Below are 25,166 nucleotides of genomic sequence, written 5' to 3' on the forward strand. Positions count from 1 at the left end.
CCCCGAGGAGCACGAGACATGCCGTTGAACCGCCGGAAGTTCCTGAAGAAGTCCGCCGTGACCGGGGCGGGGGTGGCGATCGCGGGCGCGGCCGCGGCTCCGTCGGCGCAGGCCGCGGAGGCGAAGAAGCCGGGGAAGCAGCCGAAGCGGTACTCGCTGACGGTGATGGGGACGACGGACCTGCACGGTCACGTCTTCAACTGGGACTACTTCAAGAACGCCGAGTACGCGGACAAGGCGGGCAACGCCCAGGGGCTGGCGCGCATCTCGACCCTCGTCAACCAGGTCCGCGCCGAGAAGGGGCGGGAGAACACGCTGCTGCTGGACGCGGGCGACACGATCCAGGGCACGCCGCTGACGTACTACTACGCGAAGGTGGACCCGATCACCGCGAAGGGTGGTCCGGTGCACCCGATGGCGCAGGCGATGAACGCGATCGGGTACGACGCGGCGGCGCTGGGCAACCACGAGTTCAACTACGGCATCGAGACGCTGCGGAAGTTCGAGTCGCAGTTGCGGTTCCCGCTGCTGGGGGCGAACGCGGTGGACGCGAAGACGCTGAAGCCGGCGTTTCCGCCCTACGTCATCAAGACCTTCTGTGTGCGGGGCGCACGGCCCGTGAAGGTCGCGGTGCTGGGCCTGACGAACCCCGGTATCGCCATCTGGGACAAGGCCTATGTGCAGGGCAAGCTGGCGTTCCCCGGGCTGGAGGAGCAGGCCGCGAAGTGGGTGCCGAAGCTGAAGTCGATGGGCGCGGACGTGGTGATCGTCTCGGCGCACTCCGGCTCCTCCGGCACGTCCTCGTACGGTGACCAGCTGCCGTACGTCGAGAACTCGGCGGCGCTGGTGGCGCAGCAGGTGCCGGACATCGACGCGATCCTGGTCGGGCACGCGCACGTGGAGATCCCCGAGCTGAAGGTGACGAACGCGAAGACCGGCAGGACGGTGGTGCTGTCGGAGCCGCTGGCGTACGCGGAGCGGCTGTCCCTCTTCGACATCGAGCTGGTGTTCGAGAAGGGCCGGTGGACGGTCGAGTCCGTGTCCTCGAAGGTGCTGAACTCCAACACGGTGGCCGACGACCCGAAGATCACGAAGCTGCTCGGCGACGAGCACGCGAAGGTCGTGGAGTACGTCAACCAGGTGGTCGGTACGGCGACCGAGACGCTGACGACGGTGGAGGCGCGGTACAAGGACGCCCCGATCATCGACCTGATCACCAAGGTCCAGGAGGACGTCGTCAAGGCGGCCCTGGCGGGGACGTCGTACGCGTCACTGCCGGTGATCTCCCAGGCGTCGCCGTTCTCCCGAACGTCGGAGATCCCGGCCGGCCAGGTGACGATCCGGGATCTGTCGAGCCTGTACGTGTACGACAACACGCTGGTGGCGAAGCTGCTGACGGGTGCGCAGATCAGGGCGTACCTGGAGTACTCGGCGGAGTACTTCGTGCAGACCGCGGCGGACGCCGTCGTGGACGTGGAGAAGCTGACGAACGCGAACAGCCGGCCGGACTACAACTACGACTACGTCTCGGGGCTGTCGTACGAGATCGACATCGCGCAGGCGGCGGGTTCACGGATCAAGAACCTGACGTACAACGGTGCGGCGCTCGACGACGCCCAGCAGTTCGTGTTCGCGGTGAACAACTACCGGGCGAACGGCGGCGGCGCGTTCCCGCACGTGGCCTCCGCCACCGAGGTGTGGTCGGAGTCGACGGAGATCCGGACCCGGATCGCGGAGTGGGTGACCGCGAAGGGTGTGCTGGACCCGAAGGACTTCGCGTCGGTGGACTGGAAGCTCACGCGGAACGGTACGCCGGTGTTCTAGCCGGGCGTCGGGCCTGAGGGTCCGCGGCGGCGGCCTCAGATTCCGTCCTTGAGGGGTGTCAGCGTTCTCGGCTGGCGTGCGGGCGGGATCTGGGGCTGTCGTTGTTCCAGGCCGAAGCTGGTGAAGGCGGTGCGGGCGGGGAGCGGGTAGTTCTCCTTGCCGGTGACGGTGTTGAGGATGGTGGCGCCGCGCCAGGCGGCGAGGCCGAGGTCGGGGGCGCCCACGCCGTGGGTGTGGCGTTCGGCGTTCTGGACGTACACGGCGCCGGTGACGGCGGGGTCGAGGACGAGGCGGAACTGTTCGTCGATGCGGGGGCGTTCGCTGTTGTCGCGGCGCATGTAGGGGTCCAGGCCCGCGAGGATGCGGTCGAGGGGCCGTTCGCGGTGGCCGGTGGCGAGGACGACGGCGTCGGTGATGAGGCGTGAGCGGGTGTTCTGCTGGGTGTGTTCCAGATGGAGTTCGATCCTGGTGGTCGCGATGCGGCCCGCGGTGCGGACGCGGACGCCGGGGGTGAGGACGGCGTCGGGCCAGCCGCCGTGGAGGGTGCGGCGGTAGAGCTCGTCGTGGATGGCGTCGAGGGTGCCGGCGTCGATGCCCTTGTGGAGCTGCCATTGGGCGGTGACGACCTGGTCGCGGACCGGTTCGGGGAGGGCGTGGAAGTAGCGGGTGTAGTCGGGGGTGAAGTGTTCGAGGCCGAGCTTGGAGTACTCCATGGGGGCGAAGGCCGCGGTGCGGCCGATCCACAGGAGCTGTTCGCGGCCCGGGGGCCGGTGGCGCAGGAGGTCGAGGAAGACCTCGGCGCCGGACTGGCCTGAGCCGACGACGGTGACGTGGCCCGCGCCGAGGAGGGTGTCGCGGTGGGTGAGGTAGTCGGTGGCGTGGAGGACGGGGACACCGGGGGCGTCGACGAGGGGGCGCAGGGGGTCGGGGACGTAGGGCTCGGTGCCGATGCCGAGGACGACGTTGCGTGTGTGGGTGCGGCCGAGGGCTTCGGCTTCTCCGTCGCTGTCGAGCTGGGTGAAGTCGACCTCGAAGACGTCCCGGTCGGGGTTCCAGCGGACGGCGTCCACCTGGTGGCGGAAGTGGAGGGCGGGGAGGTTGTCGGCGACCCAGCGGCAGTAGGTGTCGTATTCGGTGCGGCGGATGTGGAATCGCTCGGCGAAGTAGAAGGGGTAGAGGCGGTGGTGGGTCTTGAGGTAGTTGAGGAAGGTCCAGGGGCTGGCGGGGTCGGCGAGGGTGACGAGGTCGGCGAGGAACGGGACCTGGACGCGGGCGCCGTCGATGAGGAGGCCGGGGTGCCAGTCGAAGCGGGGGCGTTGTTCGTAGAAGACGGTGTCGAGCTCGGCGAGGGGGTGGGCGAGGGCGGCGAGCGAGAGGTTGCTGGGGCCGATGCCGATGCCGACGAGGTCGCGGGTGCTGTAGGGGGGTGGGGGTGTGTCGGCGGGCGGGGGCGTGTTCATGCGGGGGTTGTTCCTTCCACCAGGTGCAGGAGGGCGGCCAGGTCGTGGGGGTGGGTGTGGGGGTTGAGGAGGGTGGTCTTGAGCCAGAGCCGGCCGTCGACGCGGGCGCGGCCGAGGACGGCGTGGCCGTCGGTGAGCAGGCGGCGGCGTATCGCGGCGACGGCGGCGTCGGGGGCGCCCGTGGGGCGGAAGAGGACGGTGCTGATGGTGGGCGGGGCGTGGAGTTCGAGGCGGGGGTGCTCCTGGACGAGGGCGGCGAGTTCCCGGGCGCGGTCGCAGACCTGGTCGACGAGGGCGCCGAGGCCCTGGCGGCCGAGGGTCTTGAGGGTGACGGCGATCTTCAGGACGTCGGGCCGGCGGCTGGTGCGCAGGGAGCGGCCCAGGAGGTCGGGGAGACCAGCCTCGGTGTCGTCGTCGGCGTTGAGGTAGTCGGCGTGCTGGTGGAGGGGGGTGAGGTCGGCGGGGTCGCGGACGGCCAGGAGGCCGGCGGCGACGGGTTGCCAGCCGAGTTTGTGCAGGTCGAGGGTGACGGTGTGGGCGGCGTCCAGACCGGCGAGTGCGGCGCGGCGGCGGTCGCTGAAGAGGAGTCCGCCGGCGTAGGCGGCGTCGATGTGCAGGCGGGCGCCGTGGGCCCGGCAGCGGGCGGCGACATCGGGGAGGGGGTCGATGAGTCCGGCGTCGGTGGTGCCGGCGGTGGCGGCCACCAGGTGGGGGCCGGGGTGGGTGGCGAGGGCCTCGTCGAGGGCGGCGGGGTCGAGCGTGCCGCCGGGGGCGGGGAGGACGACGGGGGCGGGCAGGCCGAGGAGCCAGGCGGCGCGGGTCAGGGAGTGGTGGGCGTTGGCCGCGCAGACGAGGCGGACGGCGGGGCCGAGGGTCTCGCGGGCCAGGAGCAGCGCGAGTTGGTTGGATTCGGTGCCGCCGGTGGTGACGAGGGCGTCGCCGCTCGCCGTCCCGTGGACCTGCGCGGCGAGCGCCTTGGTGACCAGTGTCTCCAGTTCGGAGGCGGCCGGGGCCTGGTCCCAGGAGTCGAGGGAGGGGTTGAGGGCGGAGGCGGCGAGGTCGGCGGCGGTGGCGACGGCGAGGGGCGGGCAGTGCAGGTGGGCGGCGCACCGGGGGTGGGCGGGGTCGGCGGCGCCTTCGGCGAGGGCGCGGACGACGGTGGCCAGGGCGTCCGGGTCGCCCCGGTCGGGGAGTACGTCGCCCACGGCGGCCCGGAGCCGGGCCGCGACCGCTTCGGGGCCGCCGGCCGGGAGGGGTCCCCCGCGTGCCCGTGCGCCCGCGTCCAGCGCGTCGAGGACGGTGGTGAGCAACGGCCGCAGGGCGCCGGTGCCTTCGGGGCCTGAGGCGAGCGGCGGGGTGCTCATGGAAGTTCTCCGGGCGGGCGCGGGGCCGAGGGGGTTTCCAGCTTGTACGCCGTTGCGGAGACACGCCCGAAAACACCGGCGATCGGTACCCGAAAGGGGGTACCGATCACCGGGGGGAACGTGCCGGTCAGGCGGCGCCGTGGGCGGAGCGCACCTTCAAGGCCCGGGCCAGGTCGTCGAGTTGGTCGGCCAGCTTGCGCCGCAGCGCCGGGATCGGGTCGGCGTCGCGCAGGCAGGCCTCGCCGAGGCGGAGTGCCTCGGGGTCGATGGCGTGGGCGGGGAAGGCCCAGTGGCCCGCGGCGTCGGCGATGGCGGGCCCGCGGCGGGCGGCGACGGCGACGGCGTCCTCGTAGAAACGCGGGACGTACTCGCGTACGAGATCCGCCTGTTCGGGCTGCCAGAAGCCCTGGGCGGTGGCCGTGAAGAGGTAGTTGGAGAGGTCGTCGGAGGCGAACATCGACGCCCACGCCCTCGCCTTGGCCTCGGTGTCGGGGAGGGCGGCGCGACAGCGGGCGGCGCCCTCCCGTCCGGTGGCGGAGGGGTCGCGCTCCAACTCGGCGGCGATGGCGGCCTCGTCGGTGGCGCCGAGGACGGCGAGCCGGGCGAGGACGCGCCAGCGCAGGTCGGGGTCGAGTTCGGGTCCGCCGGGGACGGTGCCGTCGGCGAGCCAGGCGTCGATGGTGTCGGGGTGGGCGGCGACGTTGATGAAGTGGCGTACGGCGATCAGGCGCAGGCCGGGGTGGTCGCCGTCCTCGGTGCGGCGGATGAGGTCGCGGCACAGGGAGGAGAGGGTGGCGAGGGCGGCGGGGCGCTCCTCGGGGGCGGTGTAGCGGTTGGCCACGTGGGCGGAGGCGAAGGCGAGGACGCCCTGGACGAGGGCGAGGTCGGTCTCGTGCGGGAGGTGGGCGCGGGCGGTCGCCAGGTAGGCGGCGGGGGCGAGTTCGCCGTCGCGGACGGCGTCGCGCAGGGCGTTCCAGACGACGGCGCGGGTGAGCGGGCCGGGCAGGCCGCTGAGGCTGGTGGTGATGCTCCGGGAGGACCGCGGGTCGAAGCGGATCTTGGCGTAGGTGAGGTCGCGGTCGTTGAGGAGGAGCAGGGTGGGGCGCTTGCCGAGCGGCAGCGGCTCGCTCTGCGGGATGTCGAGGTGGAGGCGTTCGCGCAGGACGAGGCGGCCGCCGTCGTCGGCGGGATCCTGGTCGTAGAGACCCACCGCGATGCGGTGGGGGCGGCTGCCGGTGTGCTCGACGGTCAGGTGGTGGTCGCCGTTGTCGCCGGTGACGACGGGGGTGAGGGTGTCGACGCCGGTGGTGCGCAGCCAGGCGTCGGCCCAGGCGTGCACGTCGCGTTCGGTGGCGGCGGCGAGGGAGTCGATGAAGTCGGCGAGCGCGGCGTTGCCGAACCTGTGCCGGCCGACATGGGTGTTGATGCCGGCGAGGAAGTCCTTCTCGCCGAGCCAGGCGACCAGTTGGCGCAGGGCGGAGGCGCCCTTGGCGTAGGAGATGCCGTCGAAGTTGAGGAGGGCGGAGGCGGTGTCGGGGACGGCTTCGGGTGCGACGGGGTGGGTGGAGGGCCGCTGGTCGGCGTCGTAGCCCCAGGCCTTGCGCACGACGCCGAAGTCGGTCCAGGTGTCGGTGAAGCGGGTGGCTTCGGTGAGGGTCTGGTAGCCCATGTACTCGGCGAAGGACTCGTTGAGCCAGATGTCGTCCCACCAGCGCAGGGTGACGAGGTCGCCGAACCACATGTGGGCCATCTCGTGGGCGATGACCATGGCACGGGTCTGGCGTTCGGTGTCGGTGACGGCGGAGCGGTAGACGAACTCGTCGCGGAAGGTGACGAGTCCGGGGTTCTCCATGGCGCCGGCGTTGAACTCGGGGACGAACGCCTGGTCGTAGGAGTCGAAGGGGTAGGGCTCCTCGAACTTCTCGTGGTAGCGGTCGAAGCACGCGCGCGTGATGTCGAGGATCTCGTCGGCGTCCGCGTCGAGGTAGGGGGCCAGGGAGCGGCGGCAGTGGATGCCGAAGGGCAGGCCGCGGTGTTCGGTGCGCACGGAGTGCCAGGGTCCGGCGGCGACGGCGACGAGGTAGGTGGAGATGAGGGGGGTGGGGGCGGCCTGCCAGCGGCCGTCGCCGAGGTGCCGCGCGATGCCGTTGGCGAGGACGGTCCATCCTTCGGGGGCGTCGACGGTCAGTTCGAAGACGGCCTTGAGGTCGGGCTGGTCGAAGGCGGCGAAGACGCGTTGGACGTCGTCCATGAACAACTGCGTGTAGAGGTACGTCTCGCCGTCGCTGGGGTCGGTGAAACGGTGCATGCCCTCGCCCGTGCGGGAGTAGCGCATGGTCGCGTCGACGCGCAGTTCGTGTTCGCCGGCGCCGAGGTTCTTCAGGGCGAGCCGGTTCTCGTCCAGGCTCTCGGGGTCGATCGGTTGTCCGTCGAGGGTGACGGAGCGCAGCTCGGCGGGCTTGATCTCGACGAAGGTGTCCCCATCGGCGCGCGCGGTGAACTCGATGACGGTGCGGGAGCCGAAGGTCTCGTCGCCGGTGGTCAGGTCGAGCTCGACGGTGTAGCGGTGGACGTCGAGGAGCTGGGCACGGTTCTGCGCTTCGTCGCGCGTCAGTACGGACATGAACGACATGCTGCCTGATACCGCAGGCCGGGCACAGGGGCGGATCGGTACGCGCCCTATGTCCCTTCTCGCGCCGGAGGCGCCGGGCCGGAGCCGGGCCGGCGCCGGGGTGGATCCCGGGCCGGACGAGGGGTCCGTCAGCCGGCGGTGGGGGCCGTTTCGTGGACGGCGTCCTCGGCGATGCGCTCGTGGTGGCGGATCACCTCGGCGATGATGAAGTTGAGGAACTTCTCGGCGAACGCGGGGTCGAGCTTGGCGTTCTCGGCGAGGGTGCGCAGCCGCTCGATCTGGCGGGCCTCGCGGGCCGGGTCGGCGGGCGGCAGCTGGTGGCGGGCCTTGAGGTGGCCGACCTGCTGGGTCGCCTTGAAGCGTTCGGCGAGCATGTGGACGACGGCCGCGTCGATGTTGTCGATGCTGTCGCGCAGCCGGGCGAGCTCGGCGCGGACGGCCGGGTCGACGTCGCCGGTGCCGGTGCCGGGGGTGTTGCGGGTGGTCATGGGCGATCACCCTAGGGCATGCCCCTGCGGGCGTCCGCGCTGCCCGTACAGTGGAATCGGGTGCTCGGCGTCTTGGGGGTGCGGGCGTGGCCGACGGCGGACCGGTGCAGCACGGCTATCCGCATCTGGAGACGGTGCGGGCGGCCGTCACGGCGTTGTACCGGCGGTTGTCGTACGACACCATCCACCAGTTCGGCGCCAGTGTGGCCCCCGCGGACGTGGCGTTCTGCGACACCGACGACCTGCATCTGGGGGCGCAGCGGGTGGCGCGGGAGCTGGTGCGGCACTTCCGGCTGCCGGACGCGCGGATGATCGTCGCGTTCCGGGAGATGGAGCACGCGGCGAACGTGGAGCTGACGGCGGGCCCGGAGTACTTCGTCGAGCTGAACGACCGGTTCCGCAGGCACCGGCGGGACATCGGCGCGGCGCTGGCGCACGAGATCATGCACGTCTATCTGCACCGTCTGGACCTGTCGTTCCCGGGGACGCGGGACAACGAGATCCTCACGGACACCGCGACGACGTATCTGGGCGCGGGCTGGCTGCTGCTGGACGCCTACCGGGAGGACGCGGCCTCCTCGCAGAAGCTGGGGTATCTGACGCCGGAGGAGTTCGGGTACGTGCTGGCGAAGCGGTCGCAGGTGTTCGGGGAGGATCCGTCGACGTGGTTCACCAGTGCGCAGGCGTACACGGCCTATGTGCGGGGCCGGGAGCGGGCGCTGCGTGACGAGCGGCAGCCGCCGCTGACGGCGGCGGGCTGGGCGGGGCGGCGCCGGTACGCCCGGGACCGGCGGCACGCCCAGGACCGCCGCCCCGCGGGGGCACCGGACGTGCCGTACACGTTCGCGCCCGACCCTCAGGGGCCGTTGCGGGTGATGTTCCCCTGTCCCACCTGTCATCAGCGGATCAGGGTGCCCGTGAAGGGGCGGGTGCGGGCGAGGTGCGGGTTGTGCCGGACGGTTCTGGAGTGCGACACGTAGGTCAGGGCACCGAGGGCGACCGGCCCGGGTCAGTCGGCCCGGGACAGTCGGGGTGGCCGTTCGCGGGAGCGGCCCGGGGTCAGTCGTGGGGGACGGCCGTTCGCGGGAGCAGCGCGCACAGGCCCGCGCACGCCACGAACCCGCCGGTCACCCAGGGCATCGCCGCCCCCAGCGCCTGGCTGAGGCCGTCGTCGGCGTGGCCGAAGAACACCGTGCCGACGACCGCCGCGCCGAGCGCGCCGCCGAACTGCTGCGCGGTGGAGAAGATCCCGGAGGCGCCGCCGGCGAGGTCGGCGGGTACGGCGGACAGGACGACGTTCACCAGGGGCACCACCAGGAAGCCGAGGCCGGCGCCGGCCACGACCAGGCCGGGGACCAGCGGCCAGGCGCCGGTGTGGGTGTCGGCGGCGCCGTCGATCGCGGACCACACCCAGGCGTGTCCGGCGGCCATGAGCAGCGCTCCGGCGCCGAGGACGAGCCGCCCGTATCGCACGGCGAGGCTGTCGGCGGCAGGGGCGGTGAGGAAGCCGCCGACGGAGAAGGCGACGGTCAGCAGGCCGGCCTGCAGCGGTGTGTAGCCCTCGCCGGCCTGCAGCCAGACGGCGAAGGCGAGGAAGAAGCCCTGCATCGCGAGGGAGAAGAGCAGCTGGACCAGGACGCCGACGGAGAACGCGGGGAGCCGGAAGGCGCGGGCCGGGAGCAGGGGGACCGTGGTGGTGCCGTGCCGCCGCGCCTCGACCACACCGAGGCCGGTGACGGCGAGCAGGCCCGCCGCCAGACAGATCCAGCCCCACAGGGGCCAGCCGTTCTCGCGTCCCTGCACCAGGGGCAGCACGACGGCCACCAGCCCGCCCGCGAGGACGAGGCTGCCGAGCGCGTCGGGGCGCCCCGCGGAGCGTTCCCGGGTGGCGGGCACCAGGAGTGCTCCGGCGACGAGGGTGGCCAGGGCGACCGGCACGTTCACCAGGAACACCGAGCGCCAGCCCCAGCCGAACAGGTCGGCGTCGGTGAGTACCCCGCCGAGCAGCAGTCCGACCGCCGAGGCGAACCCGGCGACGGCGCCGTACATGCCGAAGGCGGCGCCGCGTTCGCGGCCCTGGAAGAGGGTGCGGAAGGAGCCGATGACCTGGGGGACGAGGACGGCGGCCAGGACGCCCTGGACGGCGCGCGCGGCGATCAGCTGTCCGGGGGTCTGGGCGATTCCGCAGGCGAGGCTCGCCAGTCCGAAGCCGGCGGTGCCGGTGAGGAAGAGGGCGCGGCGGCCGAGGCGGTCGCCGAGGTGGCCGGAGACGATGAGGGCGGCCGCGAAGCCGAGCAGATAGGCGGAGACCGTCCACTGCAGCTCGCTCGGCGAGGCGTGCAGGTCCGTGCCGATGGAGGGGATCGCGACGTTGACGACCGTGGTGTCGAGGAGGTCCATGAGCGCGGCGACCATCATGACGACGGCGGCGGCCCAGCGGCGCGGATGGGGAGCGGTGACGGGGGGCGGGGACGGCGTGACGGTGGTGGACATGGCTCTCTCCTGCCGGTGAATTTATTTCGTTCGACCTAACGAAAGACTTGCACCGGCAGCGGCCCGTCCGCAAGTCTTTAGTTCGAGCGAACGAAATATTCGTCTACCCTGGAGGCATGGCAGAGACCGGAAACGACGCACGGCGGGCCGCGGCCCTCGACCGCCTCATGACCGTGGGCCGGCAGAACAGCGCCGTCACCGTGATGTTCCATTCGGCGGTCGCCGCCCGGCAGGGGCTCAACGCCACCGAGGAGAAGACCCTCGACTTCCTCCAGCGCCAGGGCCCGCTCACGGCGAAGGACCTGGCCGGGCTGACCGGCCTCGCCCCGGCCTCGGTGACCGGTCTGGTCGACCGGCTGGAGGCCAAGGGGTTCGTCCGCAGGGTCAAGCACCCCACGGACAAGCGGCGGGTCCTCGTCGAACTGGACGAGGACAAGCTGGCCGAGCTCGCGGGGTTCTTCGAGGACTGGGCCCGCGACATCGTCGAGGTGTGCGAGGAGTTCGGCACGGAGGAGCTGGAGACCGTGAACCGCTTCCTCGAAGCCATGACCGAGGCCCAGCGCAAGGCCACGGCCCGCCTCACGGACGGCGACGGGACACGCGCCTGACGGACGGCGACGGGACACGCGCCTGACGGACGGGGGCTGGGCACGCGCCTGACGGACGGGGGCTGGGCGAGGGCCTGCCGGACGGGGGGGCGGGGCGAGGGCCTGCCGGGCGGCAGAGGCCCGGTCGGCCCGCCGAAGGACGAAGACCGCGCGCCGCCTCGCTGACGCACGCCGCGCGCACGCTCACGGACGGAGGTGGGACGGGGCCCGCGCCGGGCGGGCAGAGGGCCGGTCGTCGGTCGGTGGCGGCCGAGGGCGGCGGCCGGTGAGTGTGGTCGGTCGACGGGGCTAGGGGGTGTTTCGAAAGTCCTGTGCGGTGCCCGCGGTGTTCGGTGCGTGCCCTCGGCGTGCCGGACGAAGGCCCTCGTAGCGGAGCTACTTGGGTCTTCGTCCGGTACGGCGAGGGTGCGTGCCGGGCGCCGCGGGTACTGTGCGGGACTTTCGAAACACCCCCTAGGCCCCGTACACCGGCCCCGGCGTCTCCGCCTCGGCGAGCAGTTTCTGTGCGGTCTCCCCCGCTTCGGCCGGGCTCCAGCGCGCGCCCTTGTCGGCGGTGGGGCCGGGGCGCCAGCCCTCCATGACGGTGATGCGGCCGGCCTCCGCCTCGAAGACGCGGCCGGTGACGCCCGTGCTGGCGGCGGAGCCCAGCCAGACGACGAGGGGGGAGACGTTCTCCGGGGCCATGGCGTCGAAGCCGGACGCGGGGACCGCCATGGTCTCGGCGAACGTCCGCTCCGTCATCCGGGTGCGGGCGGCGGGCGCGACCGCGTTGACCTGGACGCCGTAGCGGGCGAGTTCGGCGGCCGCCACCAGCGTCAGGGCGACGATCCCGGCCTTCGCGGCGCTGTAGTTGCCCTGCCCCACCGAGCCCAGCAGCCCCGCCCCGCTGCTGGTGTTGACGATCCGGGCGGCCGGCGTCCGGCCCGCCTTGGCCTCGGACCGCCAGTGCGCGGCGGCGTGCCTGAGCGGCAGGAAGTGGCCCTTGAGGTGGACGCGTACGACAGCGTCCCAGTCGTCCTCGTCCAGGTTGACCAGCATCCGGTCGCGCAGGAACCCGGCGTTGTTGACGAGGGTGTCGAGCCGGCCGTACGTCTCCAGGGCGGTGGCGATCAGGGAGCCGGCGCCCTCGGGCGTGGCGATGTCGCCGTCGTGGGCGACCGCCTCGCCGCCCGCCGCCCGGATCTCTTCGGCGACCAGCCGCGCCGGGCCGCCGGCACCGGGCCTGCCGTCCAGGCCCACGCCGAGGTCGTTGACCACGACCCGTGCCCCCTCCGCCGCGAAGGCGAGCGCGTGCGCCCGTCCGAGCCCGCGGCCGGCGCCGGTGACGACGACGACCCGCCCGTCGCAGATTCCGCTCATCTCACGTCTCCTTGTCGACAGTTGCGGCGTCGAGGAAGGCGGGCCGCTCCCCTCCCCCGTGCACGGACAGACTCGCCCCGCTGATGTACGCGGCCGCGTCGGAGGCGAGGAAGACGGCGGCCGCGCCCACGTCGGCGGGGAGGGCCAGCCGGCCCAGCGGGACCGTGCGGGCCACGGCCCGGACGCCGTCCGCGCCGCCGTAGTGGAGGTGGGCGAGTTCGGTGTGGACCATGCCGGCAACCAGGGTGTTCACCCGCACCTCCGGCGCCCACTCCACGGCCATCGAGCGGGCGAGGTTCTCCAGGCCCGCCTTGGCCGCGCCGTAGGCCGCCGTGCCGGGCGAGGGGCGGCTGCCGCTGACGCTGCCGATCATCACGATCGAGCCCTTGGCGCGCCTGAGGTGGTCGTGGGCGGCGAGGGACACGGTCAGGGGTGCGAGGAGGTTGAGCTCGACGACCCGCGCGTGGCGCTCGGCGTCGGCGTCCGCGAGCAGGCGGTAGGGGGCGCCGCCCGCGTTGTTGACGAGGACGTCGAGGCGGTCCAGCCCGGCGAAGAACCGCCGTACGGCGTCGGCGTCCCGCACGTCCAGCGGCACGAACCGGGCCTCGGGAAGAGGGACTTCCGGCGGCCGGCGGGCACACACCAGCACCTCCGCGCCGGCCTCGGCGAAGGCCCGTGCGACACCGGCACCGACGCCCCGGGTGCCGCCGGTGACGAGGACGGTCCTGCCGCGCAGCGAGTTGTCCACAGGCTCTCCCGCTCGTCTTCGACGGCTGCTAGCTTCGAAGCCTCACACCTAACAAATGTTTGGTGGAAAGGCAGCTGAGTGCGAAGGTAGCTGATGCGTCCATGGGTGTCTCCACCTCGTCCCCGGAAAAGGGGATTTCGCTCGTCACGGTCGACTTCCCACCGGTGAACGCCCTGCCGGTGGCGGGCTGGTTCGCGCTGGCCGACGCCGTGCGCGCGGCGGGCCGCGACCCGGAGACCCGGTGCGTCGTCCTCACCGCCGAGGGGCGGGGGTTCAACGCGGGCGTGGACATCAAGGAGATACAGACGCGGGGTCACAGCGCGCTGGTCGGCGCCAACCGCGGCTGTTTCCAGGCCTTCGCGGCGGTGTACGAGTGCGAGGTCCCGGTGGTGGCGGCGGTGCACGGCTTCTGCCTGGGCGGCGGCGTCGGCCTGGCGGGGAACGCGGACGTGGTCGTGGCGAGCGAGGACGCCACCTTCGGGCTGCCCGAGCTGGACCGCGGCGCCCTGGGCGCGGCCACCCATCTGGCCCGGCTGGTCCCCCCGCACCTGATGCGCGCCCTGTACTTCACCGCGCGCACGGTCACCGCGGCCGAGCTGCGCACGCACGGCTCGGTGTGGCGGGTGGTGCCCCGGGACGGCCTGCGGGCGGCGGCCGTGGAGCTGGCGCGGGAGATCGCCGCCAAGGACGGGGAGCTGCTGCGGCTGGCCAAGGCGGCGCTCAACGGCATCGATCCGGTCGACGTGCGCCGCAGCTACCGCTTCGAGCAGGGCTTCACCTTCGAGGCGAGCCTCAGCGGGGTCGCCGACCGGGTCCGGGACAGGTTCGGGAAGGAGGGGGCGTAGGTGAGCGACAAGACGATGAGCGCCGACGAGGTCGTCTCCCGGCTGGAGAGCGGCATGACCGTGGGCATCGGCGGCTGGGGCTCGCGGCGCAAGCCGATGGCGCTGGTGCGGGCCCTGCTGCGGTCGGAGGTCACCGACCTGACCGTCGTCTCGTACGGCGGACCGGACGTCGGCATGCTCGCCGCGGCCGGCCGCGTCCGCAGGCTGGTCGCCGCCTTCGCCACCCTCGACTCGATCCCGCTCGAACCGCACTACCGGGCGGCGCGCGAGCGCGGGGCGTTCGAACTGACGGAGGTCGACGAGGCGATGTTCATGTGGGGCCTGCACGCGGCCGCCAACCGGCTGCCCTTCCTGCCCGTGCGGGCGGGGATCGGTTCGGACGTGATGCGGGTCAACCCCGGCCTGCGGACCGTGACCTCTCCGTACGAGGACGGGGAGACGTTCGTGGCCATGCCCGCCCTGCGGCTGGACGCGGCGCTGGTGCACGTCAACCGGGCCGACCGGCTGGGCAACGGACAGTACCTGGGCCCGGATCCGTACTTCGACGACCTCTTCTGCGAGGCGGCGGACGCCGCGTACGTCTCCTGTGAGCGGATCGTCGACACGGCCGAGTTGACGAAGGCGGGCCCGCCGCAGTCGCTGCTGATCGGACGGCACACGGTGACGGGGGTCGTGGAGGCGCCGAACGGCGCGCACTTCACGTCCTGCGCCCCCGACTACGGCCGGGACGAGGCGTTCCAGAAGCGGTACGCGACCATGCCCTGGCCGGAGTTCGCGGCCCGCTATCTCACCGGAGACGAACAGGCGTACCAGTCAGCGGTCGGGGAGGAGTCATGACCGGGGCCGGCCGTGCCGAGTACTGCGTCGTGGCCTGTGCCGAGGCGTGGCGTGGCGGGGGTGAGATCCTGGCGAGCCCCATGGGCCTGATCCCCTCCCTCGGCGCCCGTCTGGCCCGGCACACCTTCTCGCCGGACCTGCTGCTGACCGACGGCGAGGCGATGGTCGTCTCGCCCGACGGCGCGGTGGAGGGCTGGCTGCCGTACCGCCGGCACCTGACGCTGGTCACCGGGGGGCGGCGGCACGTGATGATGGGCGCGAGCCAGATCGACCGGTTCGGCAACCAGAACATCTCGTGCATCGGCGACTGGGCCAGACCCCGGCGGCAGCTGCTCGGGGTGCGGGGCGCTCCGGTCAACACCCTGAACAACCCGACGAGTTACTGGGTGCCGCGACACTCCCGGCGGGTCTTCGTGGAGAAGGTCGACATGGTGTGCGGCGTGGGGTACGACCGCGCGGCCGGGGCTCGCCATCACCGCATCCCGAGGGTCGTCTCCGACCTCGGCGTCTTCGACTTCGCCACGCCCGACCGGTCCATGCGGCTGGCGTCGCTGCATCCCGGGGTGACGGTGGAGCAGGTCCGGGAGGCGACGGGTTTCGCGCTGGAGGTGCCGGAGGAGGTGCCGTACACGCGTGAGCCGTCCGCGCGGGAGCTGCGGTTGATTCGCGAGGTGCTCGATCCGGGGAACGCCCGTGCGAAGGAGGTCGCGGGGTGAGGGAGACCGCGCTCACCCGGCTGACCGGGGTCCGGTATCCGGTGGTGCAGACCGGGATGGGGTGGGTGGCGGGGCCGCGGCTGGTGTCGGCGGCGGCGAACGCGGGGGCGCTGGGCGTCCTGGGCTCGGCGACGATGACCGCCGACGGGCTGCGCGAGGCGATACGCGAGGTCAAGTCCCGTACGGACGCGCCGTTCGGGGTCAATCTCCGGGCGGACGCGGGGGACGCCGGTGACCGGGTGCGGATCCTCGTCGAGGAAGGGGTGCGGGTGGCGTCCTTCGCGCTCGCGCCGTCCCGGGAGCTGATCGCCGAGCTGAAGGAGGCCGGGGTCGTGGTGATCCCGTCCGTCGGCGCCCGCCGGCACGCCGAGAAGGTCGCGGCCTGGGGTGCGGACGCGGTGGTGGTCCAGGGCGGGGAGGGCGGCGGGCACACCGGTGAGGTGGCGTCGACGGTGCTGCTGCCGCAGGTGGTGGACGCCGTGGACATCCCGGTGGTGGCGGCCGGGGGCTTCTTCGACGGGCGGGGCCTGGTCGCGGCGCTGGCGTACGGCGCGGCGGGCGTCGCGATGGGCACGCGGTTCCTGCTGACGTCGGACTCGACGGTGCCGGACGCGGTGAAGGCGCGCTACCTGGCGGCGACGGTCCAGGACGTGACCGTGACCCGGGCGGTGGACGGGCTGCCGCACCGCATGCTGCGCTCGGAACTGGTGACCGCGCTGGAGGGCTCCGGTCGCGTCAGGGCGCTGGCGCACGCGGTGCGCCGGGCGGCGGGCTTTCGCGGGCTGTCCGGGCTGACCTGGCGGCAGCTGGTCCGCGACGGGCTCGCCCTGAGGCACGGCAAGCAGCTGTCCTGGAGCCAGGTCCTGCTGGCCGCCAACACGCCGATGCTGCTGAAGTCGGCGATGGTGGACGGCCGTACGGATCTGGGGGTGATGGCGTCCGGGCAGGTCGCCGGGGTGATCGACGACCTGCCGTCGTGCGCGGAGCTGCTGGAGCGGATGATGAAGGAGGCCGAGGAGGTGCTCGACTCGCTGGGGGCGCTCAGAGCGGCCTCCTGACCTCCGCCCGTCGGCCCGTCGCCGCCGCGCCGCTCTCCGTCACAGCCGCTCGATGATCGTCACGTTCGCCTGGCCGCCGCCCTCGCACATCGTCTGGAGTCCGAAGCGGCCGCGGGTGCGCTCCAGTTCGTGCAGCAGCGTCGTCATCAGCTTGGCGCCCGTCGCGCCGAGCGGGTGGCCGAGGGCGATCGCGCCGCCGTTGACGTTGACCTTCTCCGGGTCGGCGCCCGTCTCCTTCAGCCAGGCGAGGACGACGGGTGCGAAGGCCTCGTTGATCTCGACGAGGTCCATGTCGTCGATGGTCAGGCCGGTCTTCTTCAGCGCGTGGGCGGTGGCGGGGATCGGTGCCGTCAGCATGCGGACGGGGTCCTCGCCGCGGACGGAGAGGTGGTGCACCCGGGCGCGGGGCGTCAGCCCGTGCTCCCGCACGGCCCGCTCGGAGGCGAGCAGCAGGGCGGCCGCTCCGTCGGAGACCTGTGAGGAGCAGGCGGCGGTGACGGTCCCGCCGGGCATGACGGGCTTGAGGGCGGCCATCTTCTCCGGGGACGTGTCCCGGCGCGGCCCCTCGTCCACCGTGACCCCGCCGTGGGCTACGGTCTCCCGCTCGAAGCGCCCCTCGTCGATGGCGCGCAGCGCCCGCCGGTGGGAGCGCAGCGCGAACTCCTCCTGGTCCCGGCGGCTGATGCCCCACTTGGCGGCGATCATCTCGGCGCCGGCGAACTGGTTGACGGGCCGGTCGCCGTAGCGGGCGCGCCAGCCCTCGCTGCCCGCGAAGGGTCCCTGGGTGAAGCCGAGCGGTTCGGCGGCCTGCCGGGTGGCGAAGGCGATGGGGATCTGCGACATGTTCTGCACCCCGCCGGCGACGACCAGGTCCTGGGTGCCGGACAGCACGGCCTGCGCGGCGAAGTGCACGGCCTGCTGCGAGGAGCCGCACTGGCGGTCCACGGTCACGCCCGGGACCTCCTCTGGCAGTCCGGCGGCCAGCCAGCACGTGCGCGCGATGTCGCCGGCCTGCGGCCCGACCGCGTCCAGGCAGCCGAAGACCACGTCCTCCACGGCCGCCGGGTCGATGCCCGTGCGCGCGACGAGTTCCTTCAGCACGTGCGCCCCGAGGTCCGCGGGATGGACCCCGGCGAGCCCTCCCCCGCGCCGCCCCACGGGCGTGCGGACCGCTTCGACGATGTAGGCCTCGGCCATGGCGACTCCCAGTAATCAGCGGTTATTCACGTACGGCGATCCCGTCCAGCACCATCGACAGGTACTGCCGGGCGATCTCCTCCGGGCTGTGCTGTCCGCCGGGCCGGTACCAGGACGCGGCGACCCAGACGGTGTCGCGGACGAACCGGTAGGTGAGGCGGACGTCGAGGTCGGCGCGGAAGACCCGGTCGGCGACCCCGCGCTCCAGCGTGGACAGCCATGCCTTCTCGAACCGGCGCTGTGACTCGGCGAGGAACGCGAACCGTTCCTGCGCGACGAGTTGCCGGCTCTCCTTCTGGTAGATCGCGACGGCGGCGCGGTGCCGGTCGATCTCCCGGAACGACTCGGTGACCAGGGCTTCCAGGGTCTCGCGGGGTCCGAGGCCGGCGGCGAGGACGGTGTCGTACCCGTCCCACAGCTCGTCGAGGAAGGTGCGCAGGATCTCCTCCAGCATCGACTCCTTGGAGTCGAAGTGGTAGTAGAGGCTGCCCGCGAGCATGCCCGCGTGGTCGGCGATCTTGCGGACGGTGGTGGCGTTGTAGCCCTGCTCGGCGAAGACCTCGGCGGCGGTGCTGAGGAGTTCGCCGCGGCGGTCGCGGGCGGTGGTGGCCGCGGGGGGCTCGGTGGCGGTCACCTGGGGCTTCTTCTTGGTCGGCACGGGCCCATTGTCGTCCTAGGCGTGCTGGCTGCTGACGGAGACGACCTCTCCGGTCATGTACGAGGAGTAGCCGGAGGCGAGGAACACGATCACGTTGGCCACCTCCCAGGGCTCGGCGTGCCGTCCGAAGGCCTCACGCGCGGTCAGTTCCTCCAGCAGGCCGGGGGTGGTGACCTTGGCGAGGTGCGGGTGCAGGGCCAGGCTCGGCGAGACGGCGTTGACCCGCACGCCGTACGCGGCGGCCTCGATCGCCGCGCACCGGGTCAGCGCCATAACCCCCGCCTTCGCGGCGGCGTAGTGGGCCTGGCCGGCCTGGGCGCGCCAGCCGACGACGGAGGCGTTGTTGACGACGACGCCCCCGCCGGACTCCCGCATCAGCCGCAGGGCCGCGCGGGTGCAGCGGAAGGTGCCGTTCAGCGTCACGTCCAGCACGCGGCCCCACTGCTCGTCGGTCATGTCCACCAGGTCCGAGGTGCCGCCGAGTCCGGCGTTGTTGACGACGACGTCCAGCCGTCCGTGCTCGCGCACGGCGGTGTCGAACAGCGCGCGCACCTGGGTCTCGTCGGTGACGTCGCAGGGCAGCGCGGCCACCGACGGGGCGCCGAACTCCTCGGCCAGTTCGGTCTCGTACGCCTTCAGGCGCCGCGCGTGCGCGTCGCTGATCAGCACGCGCGCGCCCTCCTCCAGGAAGCGGCGCGCGGTCGCCCCGCCGATGCCCGTGCCGGCCGCGGCGGTGATGACGGCGCTGCGGCCGGCGAGGAGCGCGTGCCCGGGAACGTACGGCGGACCCTCGACGTTCGTCATGACAGCACGCTAACCTACCAAACACTTGTTAGGGAAGCACGCGCACCGAAGGAGGGCGCCCGTGGACCTCGACCACTCCCCCGCCGACGAGGCGTTCCGCGCCGAGGCCCGGGACTGGCTGCGCGCGCATGTGCCGCCGGAGCCGCTCCCTTCGCTGGAGACGGCCGGGGGTTTCGCCGCGCACCGCGCGTGGGAGGCCGAACTGGCCGCGGACCGCTGGTCGGTGGTCGACTGGCCGACGGCTTACGGCGGGCGGGACGCGGGTCTGCTCCGGTGGCTGCTCTTCGAGGAGGAGTACTACGCGGCGGGCGCCCCGGGGCGCGTCAACCAGAACGGGATCGGCCTGCTCGCCCCCACGCTGCTGGAGCACGGCACGCCGGAGCAGAGAGCCCGCGTGCTGCCGCCCATGGCCACCGGCGAGACCGTCTGGGCACAGGCGTGGTCGGAGCCCGAGGCCGGTTCGGACCTGGCCGCCCTGTGCTCCCGGGCGGTGCGCGCGGACGGCGGCTGGCTGCTGAGCGGCCAGAAGACGTGGTCCTCCCGCGCGGCCTTCGCCGACCGCGCCTTCGGCCTGTTCCGCGGCGAGCCCGGCACCCCCAAGCCCCACCAGGGCCTCATCTACGTCATGTTCGACCTGCGCGCGCCCGGGGTCACCGTCCGTCCGATCGGCCGTCTCGACGGGAAGCCGGCGTTTGCCGAGGTGTTCCTTGACGAGGTGTTCGTGCCGGACGAGGACGTGATCGGCGAGCCCGGCCAGGGCTGGCGGATCGCGATGTCGACGGCCGCCAACGAACGCGGCCTCACCCTGCGTTCCCCCGGCCGCTTCCTCGCGGCCGCCGACCGTCTGCACGCCCTCTGGCGGGAGCGGGGCAGCCCCGCGGAGACGAGCGCGCGCGTCGCCGACGCCCTCATCGGCGCCCGTGCCCACCAGCTCTTCACCTACGCGGCCGCCTCCCGCTTCCTGGCCGGCGAGCGGCTCGGACCGGAGTCCAGCCTGAACAAGGTCTTCTGGTCCGAGTACGACGTCGCGCTGCACGAGACGGCCCTCGACCTCCTGGGTGAGGAGGGCGAGCCGGCGGACACCGAGTGGGCGCAAGGGTATGTGTTCTCCCTGGCGGGACCGATCTACGCGGGGACGAACGAGATCCAGCGCGACATCGTCGCCGAGCGTCTGCTCGGCCTGCCGAAGGGACGCCGCTGATGCGCTTCCTCCTCGACGCCGAGCAGCGGGCGTTCGCCGGCTCCCTGGACGCGCTGCTGACGGCGGCCGACACCCCGGGGGTGGTCCGGGACTGGAGTCGGGGTGAGCACACGCGCGGGCGTGCCCTGTGGCGCCGTCTCGCCGAGGCGGGGGTGTTCGCCCTGGCGGTGCCCGAGGCGTACGAGGGACTGGGTCCCCGGCCCGCCGACCTGGCGGTGGCGTTCGTGGAGCTGGGCCGGCACGCGGTGCCGGGGCCGCTGGTGGAGACGGTCACCGCGGCGGCCCTGATCGACGAACCGGGGCAGGCCGAGCGCTTCCTGCCCGCGCTGGCCTCGGGCGGGTCGATGGCCACGGTGGCGTACGAGGGGGCGTACGCGCTGGACGGGGACGCGGCGGCCGTGCGGCTGTCCCTGGCACCCGACGGGCTGCGCCTCGCCCCCGGCCGGGACGGCCCGGTCCGCGCCTCCCTGGATCCCGCCCGCCGGCTCACCCGTCTGCGGCCCGGCGGCGAGCTTCTCTGCGCGCGCCCGCCCCTCGGCCGTGCCCTGCTCTGGGCCCGGCTCGCCACCGCCGCCCAGGCCCTCGGCGTGGGACTGGCGCTCCTCGACCGGACGGTGGCGTACGTCGGGCGGCGCACGCAGTTCGGCGTGCCGGTCGGATCGTTCCAGGCGGTCAAGCACCGGCTGGCGGACGCGCGGATCGCGGTGGAGTTCGCCCGCCCGCTGGTCTGGGGCGCGGCCGTGACGATGGCGCCGGCGGACGTGGCCGCGGCGAAGGTGAGCGCCTGCGAGGCGGCGTACACGACCGCCCGGACCGCGCTGCAGCTGCACGGCGCGATCGGGTACACCGCGGAGCACGACCTGTCGCTCTGGCTGGCCAAGGCCCGCGCGCTGCGGACGGCGTGGGGCACTCCGGCGCAGTGCCGGGCCGCGCTGCTGGCCGCCCGCGCCTGACGGTCAGCCGGTGACCTTGGCGAAGAAGGCGGCCAGGTGGGTCACGGTCCGCCGGATCTTCTCCTCCTGGGTGATGGTCTCGTGCAGCCGGGCGCCGATGCCCGCGTCGCGCAGACCGCGCACGTAGAGCGAGCAGGCGAGGTCGGCGCACAGATAGGCGCCCACCGAGTTGCCCTGCTGTCCGGCCCGGCCCGCCTTCGGGGCGACCATCAGCGAGACACCGCCGGAATGGGTGGTCAGGCACATCGAGCACATGCTGCGCCGCGCCTGCCCGACGGCCGGGGCGGCGGCGCGCAGGACGAGGGCCCTGGGCCCGCCGTCCAGCTCGGCGACGAGGTAGGCCCGGCCGGGGGCCTGCGGGTCGCGCCAGCCGAGGTAGTCGAGCGCGTCCCAGGGACGGTCGGCCAGGTCGCGCGGCACGGACAGGCGGGTGGCCTCGCCCTTGGTGCAGTTCACGAAGGCGGCGCGGATCTGCTGCTCGGTCAACGGCTTCATATGCATGACGGTAATTTGCCTAAAGCTTTTAGGCAAATGCATAATGGACTCGGACGACGAGAGGACGGCGATGGCACGGGTCGGACTGACCACGGAACGCCTGGTGCGGGCGGGCGCGGAGCTGGCCGACGAGGTCGGCTTCGACGAGGTGACCGTCTCGGCGCTGGCCCGGCGGTTCGACGTCAAGGTGGCGAGTCTGTACTCGCACGTGAAGAACTCCCAGGACCTCAGGACCCGGATCGCCCTGCTCGCCCTGGAGGAACTCGCCGACGCCGCCGCCGACGCGCTGGCGGGGCGGGCCGGCAAGGACGCCCTGACCGCGCTGGCGAACGTCTACCGCGACTACGCGCACCGCCACCCCGGCCGCTACGCCGCCGCCCAGCTCCGCCTCGACCCGGAGACGGCCGCCGCGAGCGCGGGCGTCCGGCACGCGCAGATGACCCGGGCGGTCCTGCGCGGCTACGACCTCACCGAGCCGGACAGCACCCACGCGGTCCGGCTGCTGGGCAGCGTCTTCCACGGCTACGTCGGCCTGGAGCTCGGCGGCGGCTTCAGCCACAGCGCCCCCGACACGGACGAGACCTGGACCCGCGTCCTGGACGCCCTCGACGCCCTGCTGCGCAACTGGCCGGCCGCCCCGTGACCGGGCCCGCGTGGATCACCACGCCCGTCACCGAAGACCTGCTGCGCGGCGCCCTCGACCTCGAGCGCACCGAGCACGGCGTGCTGCCGCACCGGCTGCCGGCCCGGGCCCGCGCCCAGTGCTCCGACGACCAGCTGGCGACGGCCGAGTCCCAGCCCTCGGGCGTACGGCTGGTGTTCCGCAGCCGGGCCACCGCCGTGGAGCTGGACGCGCTGCCCACCCGGCGCGTCTACGTCGGCGCCCCGGCCCGGCCGGACGGTCTGTACGACCTGCTGGTCGACGGCCGCCCGGCCGGGCAGGCGAGCGTGACGGGCGGCGGCCGCGTCCTGACCGTCGACCTGACCGACGGCACCACCCGCACGCAGTCCGGCCCGGTCGGCACCGTCCGCTTCACCGGGCTGCCGGGCGGGATGAAGGACATCGAGATCTGGCTGCCGCACAACGAGACCACCGAACTGGTCGCCCTGCGCACGGACGCGCCCGTGGAGCCCGCGCGGCCCTCCGGCCGCAGCGTGTGGCTGCACCACGGCAGTTCGATCAGCCATGGCTCGGACGGGGCGAGCCCCACGGCCATCTGGCCGGCGGTCGCCGCGGCCCGCGCCGGAGTGGAGCTGGTCAACCTGGGCCTCGGCGGCAGCGCCCTGCTCGACCCGTTCACCGCCCGCACCCTGCGGGACACCCCCGCGGACCTGATCAGCGTCAAGATCGGAATCAACCTGGTCAACATGGACCTGATGCGGCTGCGGGCCTTCGGACCCGCCGTCCACGGGTTCCTCGACACCGTCCGCGAAGGCCACCCGAGCGCACCGCTGCTGGTCGTCTCACCGATCCTGTGCCCGATGCACGAGGACACACCCGGCCCGACCGCCCCCGACCTCACCGGAGGGGGGCTGTCGTTCCAGCCGATGGGCGATCCGGCCGAGGTGGCGAGCGGGAAGCTGACCCTGCGCGTCATCCGCGAGGAGCTGGCCCGCACGGTGGAGCAGCGCGCGGCCGAGGACCCGAACCTCCATTACGTCGACGGCCGCGACCTCTACGGCGAGTCCGACGCCGCCGAACTCCCGCTGCCCGACGGCCTTCACCCGGACACGGCCACCCACCGCCGGATCGGAGAGCGCTTCGCCGAACGCCTCCTCGCCCTGCGAGGGACCGCGGAGCAAGCCGGGTGAGGGACCTACGGCCGTACGATCCCCGCCGCCCGCGCCGCCACCAGCCACTTCGGGAACTCGCCGACCAGCCGGTCGTACAGCTCGGCGTCCGGCATCCGGCGCGGGTCCGGGCCGGCGTGGAAGAAGCCCGCGTTGTCGACCACCCGCCTGCCGGGCACCGCCAGCTCGTCGAGCCTGCGCAGGAAGTCGAACTGCTTGCTGCTCCGGTCGCCGAAGCCGATGAACTGCCAGAACAGCGGGAGCCGCGCCGCCTTGCACAGGTAGCGCTCGGCGGCGAGCTTGTTGATCGGGCCGCCGTCGGTCTGGAAGACGACTAGGGCGGGCTCGCGCGCGCCGCTGTCGAGGTAGTGGTCGATGACCGCGTCCATCGCCAGGTGGTAGCTGGTCTTGCCCATGTGCCCGAGCCCGGCCACGATCCGCTCCACGCGCCCCTGGTGGCCGGCGAGCTCGATGTCGGTGACGGCGTCGACGTCGGTGGAGAAGAACACGACGGGGACCCGGCCGTCGTCGTCCAGGTGCGCGGACAGGCCCAGCACCCGGTCGGCGAGCGCCTGCACACTGCCGTCCCGGTAGTACGGCTTCATCGACCCCGAGTAGTCCACCACCAGGTAGACGGCGGCGCGCTGCCGGTCGAGGCCGTGCTTCGTGAGGGACACCCCGGCGCTCTTGTAGAGGTTCACCAGCGCGGGAGCGGTCTCCTGGACCTTGCTCAGACTGATCGCGACCATGGCGCACACCCTCCCACATCCACCGGCGCCGGCTCTGGTGAGCCGGGATCACCGTGACGCCGGGTGTGCTCAGCCCTCGGCGAGCAGCAGGGCCGGGCGGTTGGCGAGGGCCCGGGCGACGGCGACCCGCTGCTGCTGGCCGCCGGACAGCTCGGCGGGCCGCTGCGCCGCGTGACCGGCGAGGCCCACCAGGGCCAGCAGCAGGGCCACCCGTTCCTCGCGTTCGTGGGACCGGTCCGGCGCAGCCGCAGCGGCACGCCCACGTTCTCGGCGGCCGTGAGGATCGGGATGAGCCCGAAGGATTGGAAGACGAAGCCGATCCGGTCGCGGCGCAGTTCCAGCAGCTCGCTCTCGCCGAGCTCCGACAGGTCGGTGCCGTCGAGGACGACCCGGCCGCGCCGCGGGGAGTCGAGCCCGCCGATCAGATGGAGCAGCGTCGTCTTGCCGGAGCCCGAACGGCCCTTGAGAGCGACCAGTTCGCCGCGCCGGACGGCGAAGGAGGCCCTGCGCAGGGGGCGGGTACGGCCGCGGTGCCCGTGCCGTAGGAGTGGTACAGGCCCTCCACCCGCAGCACCGGCCGCTCGGACGGGCCGTCGGCGAGAGCGGCCCCGGACGCCGGACTGGTGTTCTCGGTCGTCACCGCATCCCATCCGGAACCCGTCCGGACGGTCAAGAGCGGAACGACCTGCCCTCGAACACATGCGCCTGACAGGTAACTCCGTGATATGCATGCCCGGTTGGGGGAAGGGCGGCTCGGGCGGGCATGGGGGAAGAGTGACGGGCTTCGTTTCGTGCTGCTGCGCCTGCGCGCGCACCGGCTGCTGCTCACGGCCGCCCTGCTCGCCGTCCTGCTGACCACCTCGGTGCTCGCCGCGCTCGCCTCCTT

Annotated in this window: 23 protein-coding genes and 1 pseudogene; 11 read left to right on the forward strand and 13 right to left on the reverse strand. The window is 73.1% G+C overall.

All coding sequences use genetic code 11. From position 1 onward, the window contains the following. Positions 1-18: 18 nt before the first annotated feature. Positions 19-1,824, forward strand: a complete 1,806-nt coding sequence (locus ACFY2L_RS01350; RefSeq protein WP_390655923.1) for a bifunctional metallophosphatase/5'-nucleotidase — start codon at positions 19-21, stop codon at positions 1,822-1,824. Between the two features lie 35 nt (positions 1,825-1,859). On the opposite strand, the gene ACFY2L_RS01355 is transcribed toward ACFY2L_RS01350, so the two are convergent. The 4 genes from ACFY2L_RS01355 to ACFY2L_RS01370 form a co-directional block, all read right to left on the reverse strand. Further along, complete coding sequence (locus tag ACFY2L_RS01355; protein WP_390655922.1) at positions 1,860-3,284, reverse strand: lysine N(6)-hydroxylase/L-ornithine N(5)-oxygenase family protein; 1,425 nt, start codon at positions 3,282-3,284, stop codon at positions 1,860-1,862. After that, positions 3,281-4,648, reverse strand: a complete 1,368-nt coding sequence (locus ACFY2L_RS01360; RefSeq protein ID WP_390655921.1) for a pyridoxal phosphate-dependent decarboxylase family protein — start codon at positions 4,646-4,648, stop codon at positions 3,281-3,283. The genes ACFY2L_RS01355 and ACFY2L_RS01360 overlap by 4 nt, the downstream gene beginning before the upstream one ends. A gap of 127 nt (positions 4,649-4,775) precedes the next feature. After that, positions 4,776-7,271, reverse strand: coding sequence for an aminopeptidase N (gene pepN / locus ACFY2L_RS01365; protein ID WP_390821221.1), 2,496 nt, complete (start codon positions 7,269-7,271; stop codon positions 4,776-4,778). Positions 7,272-7,408: 137 nt separating this feature from the next. Further along, positions 7,409-7,768, reverse strand: a complete 360-nt coding sequence (locus ACFY2L_RS01370; protein ID WP_390655919.1) for a chorismate mutase — start codon at positions 7,766-7,768, stop codon at positions 7,409-7,411. Between the two features lie 86 nt (positions 7,769-7,854). On the opposite strand from ACFY2L_RS01370, the gene ACFY2L_RS01375 reads away from it, so the two are divergent. Next, the gene (locus tag ACFY2L_RS01375) at positions 7,855-8,748 is read left to right on the forward strand and encodes a hypothetical protein (protein WP_390655918.1); all 894 of its coding nucleotides are present in this window, start codon (positions 7,855-7,857) and stop codon (positions 8,746-8,748) included. 79 nt (positions 8,749-8,827) lie between these two features. Here ACFY2L_RS01375 and ACFY2L_RS01380 read toward each other — a convergent pair whose 3' ends face one another. After that, positions 8,828-10,261, reverse strand: a complete 1,434-nt coding sequence (locus ACFY2L_RS01380) for an MFS transporter (RefSeq protein WP_390821222.1) — start codon at positions 10,259-10,261, stop codon at positions 8,828-8,830. Positions 10,262-10,377: 116 nt separating this feature from the next. Here ACFY2L_RS01380 and ACFY2L_RS01385 point away from each other — a divergent pair, with 116 nt between their 5' ends. Continuing rightward, on the forward strand, positions 10,378-10,869 hold the full coding sequence (locus tag ACFY2L_RS01385) for a MarR family winged helix-turn-helix transcriptional regulator (protein WP_390655916.1): 492 nt from the start codon (positions 10,378-10,380) through the stop codon (positions 10,867-10,869). Positions 10,870-11,322: 453 nt separating this feature from the next. Here the strand turns inward: ACFY2L_RS01385 and ACFY2L_RS01390 are convergent, their stop codons facing one another. Further along, positions 11,323-12,228 carry an SDR family oxidoreductase gene (locus tag ACFY2L_RS01390; protein ID WP_390821223.1) on the reverse strand — a complete coding sequence of 302 codons (906 nt, stop codon included), beginning with the start codon at positions 12,226-12,228 and terminating at the stop codon, positions 11,323-11,325. Between the two features lies 1 nt (position 12,229). Then, complete coding sequence (locus ACFY2L_RS01395) at positions 12,230-12,976, reverse strand: SDR family oxidoreductase (RefSeq protein ID WP_390821224.1); 747 nt, start codon at positions 12,974-12,976, stop codon at positions 12,230-12,232. A 101-nt stretch (positions 12,977-13,077) separates the two neighbouring features. Here ACFY2L_RS01395 and ACFY2L_RS01400 point away from each other — a divergent pair, with 101 nt between their 5' ends. From ACFY2L_RS01400 to ACFY2L_RS01415, 4 genes are read left to right on the forward strand one after another with little or no spacing between them, the layout of a single operon-like run. Beyond that, entirely contained in the window at positions 13,078-13,821 is a 744-nt protein-coding gene (locus ACFY2L_RS01400; RefSeq protein WP_390821225.1) for an enoyl-CoA hydratase family protein, read from the forward strand. Beyond that, entirely contained in the window at positions 13,822-14,658 is an 837-nt protein-coding gene (locus ACFY2L_RS01405; RefSeq protein WP_390655912.1) for a CoA transferase subunit A, read from the forward strand. Then, positions 14,655-15,374: a CoA-transferase subunit beta gene (locus tag ACFY2L_RS01410; RefSeq protein WP_390821226.1), complete on the forward strand. Its 720-nt coding sequence runs from the start codon at positions 14,655-14,657 to the stop codon at positions 15,372-15,374. Before ACFY2L_RS01405 ends, ACFY2L_RS01410 begins: the two co-directional genes overlap by 4 nt. Then, positions 15,371-16,432: an NAD(P)H-dependent flavin oxidoreductase gene (locus ACFY2L_RS01415; RefSeq protein WP_390655910.1), complete on the forward strand. Its 1,062-nt coding sequence runs from the start codon at positions 15,371-15,373 to the stop codon at positions 16,430-16,432. Before ACFY2L_RS01410 ends, ACFY2L_RS01415 begins: the two co-directional genes overlap by 4 nt. 39 nt (positions 16,433-16,471) lie before the next feature. On the opposite strand, the gene ACFY2L_RS01420 is transcribed toward ACFY2L_RS01415, so the two are convergent. Genes ACFY2L_RS01420 through ACFY2L_RS01430 form a run of 3 tightly spaced genes read right to left on the reverse strand, consistent with a single transcriptional unit; the run spans position 16,472 to position 19,091 of the window. After that, positions 16,472-17,629, reverse strand: coding sequence for an acetyl-CoA C-acetyltransferase (locus tag ACFY2L_RS01420; protein ID WP_390821227.1), 1,158 nt, complete (start codon positions 17,627-17,629; stop codon positions 16,472-16,474). A gap of 22 nt (positions 17,630-17,651) precedes the next feature. Next, positions 17,652-18,287, reverse strand: a complete 636-nt coding sequence (locus ACFY2L_RS01425; RefSeq protein WP_390655908.1) for a TetR/AcrR family transcriptional regulator — start codon at positions 18,285-18,287, stop codon at positions 17,652-17,654. 15 nt (positions 18,288-18,302) lie between these two features. Continuing rightward, complete coding sequence (locus tag ACFY2L_RS01430) at positions 18,303-19,091, reverse strand: SDR family oxidoreductase (protein WP_390655907.1); 789 nt, start codon at positions 19,089-19,091, stop codon at positions 18,303-18,305. Between the two features lie 61 nt (positions 19,092-19,152). Between ACFY2L_RS01430 and ACFY2L_RS01435 the strand changes: the two genes are divergently transcribed. Beyond that, a complete protein-coding gene (locus ACFY2L_RS01435; protein ID WP_390821228.1) occupies positions 19,153-20,292 on the forward strand; it encodes an acyl-CoA dehydrogenase family protein in 1,140 nt (379 codons plus the stop codon). Continuing rightward, positions 20,292-21,245 carry an acyl-CoA dehydrogenase family protein gene (locus ACFY2L_RS01440; RefSeq protein ID WP_390655905.1) on the forward strand — a complete coding sequence of 318 codons (954 nt, stop codon included), beginning with the start codon at positions 20,292-20,294 and terminating at the stop codon, positions 21,243-21,245. Before ACFY2L_RS01435 ends, ACFY2L_RS01440 begins: the two co-directional genes overlap by 1 nt. A 3-nt stretch (positions 21,246-21,248) precedes the next feature. Here ACFY2L_RS01440 and ACFY2L_RS01445 read toward each other — a convergent pair whose 3' ends face one another. After that, positions 21,249-21,740 (reverse strand): FBP domain-containing protein, encoded by a 492-nt coding sequence (locus ACFY2L_RS01445; RefSeq protein WP_390655904.1) that lies wholly within the window; start codon positions 21,738-21,740, stop codon positions 21,249-21,251. A 70-nt stretch (positions 21,741-21,810) separates the two neighbouring features. Between ACFY2L_RS01445 and ACFY2L_RS01450 the strand changes: the two genes are divergently transcribed. Together ACFY2L_RS01450 and ACFY2L_RS01455 are read left to right on the forward strand one after the other, a co-directional pair. Continuing rightward, entirely contained in the window at positions 21,811-22,383 is a 573-nt protein-coding gene (locus ACFY2L_RS01450; protein WP_390656199.1) for a TetR/AcrR family transcriptional regulator, read from the forward strand. Next, complete coding sequence (locus tag ACFY2L_RS01455) at positions 22,380-23,552, forward strand: GDSL-type esterase/lipase family protein (protein ID WP_390655903.1); 1,173 nt, start codon at positions 22,380-22,382, stop codon at positions 23,550-23,552. Before ACFY2L_RS01450 ends, ACFY2L_RS01455 begins: the two co-directional genes overlap by 4 nt. Before the next feature lie 5 nt (positions 23,553-23,557). Here the strand turns inward: ACFY2L_RS01455 and ACFY2L_RS01460 are convergent, their stop codons facing one another. Further along, the gene (locus ACFY2L_RS01460; protein WP_390821229.1) at positions 23,558-24,280 is read right to left on the reverse strand and encodes a vWA domain-containing protein; all 723 of its coding nucleotides are present in this window, start codon (positions 24,278-24,280) and stop codon (positions 23,558-23,560) included. Between the two features lie 75 nt (positions 24,281-24,355). Then, a pseudogene (locus ACFY2L_RS01465) lies at positions 24,356-24,854 on the reverse strand (ABC transporter ATP-binding protein); the annotation flags it as partial. Positions 24,855-25,166: the final 312 nt, after the last annotated feature.

This window comes from Streptomyces sp. NPDC001381 (assembly GCF_042895685.1).
Lineage (GTDB): Bacteria > Actinomycetota > Actinomycetes > Streptomycetales > Streptomycetaceae > Streptomyces.